This is a genomic window from uncultured Bradyrhizobium sp., from assembly GCF_936928535.1.
GTDB lineage: Bacteria > Pseudomonadota > Alphaproteobacteria > Rhizobiales > Xanthobacteraceae > Bradyrhizobium.
On sequence record NZ_CAKZHY010000117.1, the window covers coordinates 1 to 2,953 of the forward strand.

Here is a 2,953-nt window from a genome sequence, read left to right on the forward strand (position 1 = left end):
ACAAGCCCGGGCATGACGACCACCAGCCACATTCCCCACTCGCGTTCCCGGCCGGATGGTCTATAAGGCCTTCCGATCCCAACGAAATTCATTCATTTCCGGCCGATGGCTCCATCGCAACAGGCGAAAACGACCAAATCTGCCCGTGGCTTGCTGACCGGGCTCGCCGTTGCGGCGTGCCTGCTCGCAGGCCTGCCGGGCGTCCGGGCGCAAGCGCCGGCCAAGCAGCCCCCGGCAGCCCCTCAGGCGACGCCGCAAACGGCGCCCCGAACCACTGTACAAGCCGCCCCCCAGGCCGTGCCCGGCTTCTGGGACCCGCGGCGGCGGCCGGAGCGGCCCGACCTGTCGCGCCTGACCGTGATCCGCTTCCTGACCGAGACCGACTACCCGCCGTTCAACTTCACCGGCGCCGACGGCAATCCGGCCGGCTTCAATGTCGATCTCGCCCGCAGCCTGTGCGAGGAGATCAAGGTCAGCTGCACGGTGCAGATGCGCCGCTTCGAGACGCTGGTCGATGCACTCACCTCGAACCGGGGCGACGCGATCATCGCGTCCATGGCGGTGAGCCCGCAGCTTCGCGCGCGCGTCGACTTCACCGATCCCTATTACCGCGTGCCGGCCCGCTTCGTCTCGCGCAAGGATGCGGTGATGCCGGAGATCAGGCCCGAATATCTCGAAGGCAAGAAGGTCGGCGTCATCGCGGGCTCGGCGCACGAGGCCTACCTGAAGGCGATGTTCACCGACGCCGAGCTGCATCCCTATCCCAACGACGATGCGCTCCGCGCGAGCTTGCGCAAGGGCGAGGTCGATTTCATCTTCGGCGACGCCATCTCGCTGGCGTTCTGGATCAACGGCACCGACTCCGGCGATTGCTGCGCGTTCTCCGGCGGTGCCTTCGTCGAGAGCCGCTTCTTCGGCGAAGGCATCGGCATTGCCGTGCGCAAGGGCAACGACGTGCTGCGCCAGGCCCTGAACTGGGCCCTGTTCCGGGTCTGGGAAAAAGGTCGCTACACCGATCTGTGGCTGAAGTATTTTTCGGTGAGCCCGTTCTAGCCATCCAATCCCGTCATTCCGGGGCGCGCGAAGCGCGAACCCGGAATCTCGAGATTGTGGCGCGAGATTCCGGGTTCACGCGCTGATGCGCGTGCCCCGGAATGACGACCAACGTTTTTGCATTCCGCGCAAAAATCGCTATTTTCCGCGGCCCGGAGGCCTTCTGAATGTCCGTTATCGATCCCCTTATGAGCCCGAGCGATCTTCGTGCGCTCGCCGAACAATCCAACGCCTGGCCGTTCGAGCAGGCGAAGGCCATTGTCGCGCGGCTGAAGAAGAGCCCGAAGGACGAGGTGCTGTTCGAGACCGGCTATGGTCCCTCCGGGCTGCCGCATATTGGCACGTTCGGCGAGGTCGCGCGCACCTCGATGGTGCGCCATGCCTTCCGCGTGCTGACCGAGGACAAGATCAAGACGCGCCTTTTGGCCTTCTCCGACGACATGGACGGCTTCCGCAAGGTGCCTGATAACGTGCCGAACAAAGAGCTGCTGGCGCAATATCTGGGGCGGCCGCTCACGTCTGTGCCGGATCCCTTTTCGAACGAGCACCCGTCGTTTGGCGATGCCAACAATGCGCGTCTGCGCGCGTTCCTCGATCATTTCGGCTTCGACTACGAGTTCGCCAGCTCGACCGTCTACTACAAGTCGGGCCGCTTCGACGCGACCTTGCTCAAGATGCTCGCCGTCTACGACAAGATCATGGACATCATCCTGCCGACGCTCGGTCCTGACAGGCGCGCCACATATTCGCCGTTCCTGCCTATCAGCAAGACCACGGGCGTCGTGCTGCAGGTGCCGATGATCCGCCGCGACGTCGCCGCGGGCACGGTGACTTATGTCGATCCTGATACCAATCAGGAAGTCGAGACGCCGGTGACCGGTGGCAACGTCAAGTGTCAGTGGAAGGCCGATTGGGCGATGCGCTGGGTCGCGCTCGGCGTCGACTACGAGATGGCCGGCAAGGACCTGATCGACTCCGTGAAGCTCTCGGGCGCCATCGCCAGGGCGCTTGGCGCAACGCCGCCCGAAGGCTTCAACTACGAGCTCTTCCTCGACGAGAAGGGCCAGAAGATTTCGAAGTCGAAGGGCAACGGCCTGACCATCGACGAATGGCTGCGCTACGCCTCGCCGGAATCGCTGTCGCTGTTCATGTATCGCGAGCCCAAGGCGGCGAAGCGGCTGTTCTTCGACGTGATCCCGCGTCAGGTCGATGACTACCAGCAATTCATCGACGGCTTCGCCAGGCAGGATGACAAGCAGCAGCTCGGCAATCCCGTCTGGCACATCCACAATGGCAAGCCGCCGCAGGGCGACATGCCCGTTACGTTCCAGCTCTTGCTCACGCTGGTGTCGTCGTCGAACGCGGAGAACGCCGAGACGCTGTGGGGTTTCATCGGCCGCTATCGTCCCGGCGTGAGCCCGCAGACGCATCCGAAGCTCGATGCGATGGTCGGCTACGCCATCAACTATTATCGCGATTTCGTCGCGCCGACGAAGCAGTTCCGCGTGCCTGATGACACCGAGCGCGCCGCCTTGCAGGATCTGCGCGATGCGCTCTCGCAGCTTCCGGCGGAGGCCTCGGCCGAGGACATCCAGAACGTCGTCTACGAGATCGGCCGCCGCGAGCCGTTCCTCGACCAGGTCAAGAAGGGCAAGGACGGCCGCCCCGGCGTGACGCTCGACTGGTTCAACATGCTCTACCAGGTCCTGCTCGGCCAGGAGAAGGGCCCGCGCTTCGGCTCCTTTGTCGCGGTGTACGGCGTGCAGAATGCCGTCAACATGATCGACGGCGCGCTGGCAAGGAGTGCGTGAGGGGCGGCGTTGTCGAAACGCAATCTCTCAACATCGTCGTCCTGGCGAAAGCCAGGACCCATATGTGGACGGCCCCCGTGGCACAAGAG

The 2,953-nt window shown here is 64.0% G+C and carries 2 protein-coding genes; both read left to right on the plus strand.

The annotated features are described in order from the left end of the window. The first annotated feature begins 105 nt into the window (after window positions 1–105). A complete protein-coding gene (locus tag Q0687_RS23615; RefSeq protein WP_298882070.1) occupies window positions 106–1,053 on the plus strand; it encodes a transporter substrate-binding domain-containing protein in 948 nt (315 codons plus the stop codon). A 167-nt stretch (window positions 1,054–1,220) separates the two neighbouring features. Then, the gene (locus Q0687_RS23620; protein WP_298882073.1) at window positions 1,221–2,864 is read left to right on the plus strand and encodes a lysine--tRNA ligase; all 1,644 of its coding nucleotides are present in this window, start codon (window positions 1,221–1,223) and stop codon (window positions 2,862–2,864) included. Window positions 2,865–2,953: the final 89 nt, after the last annotated feature.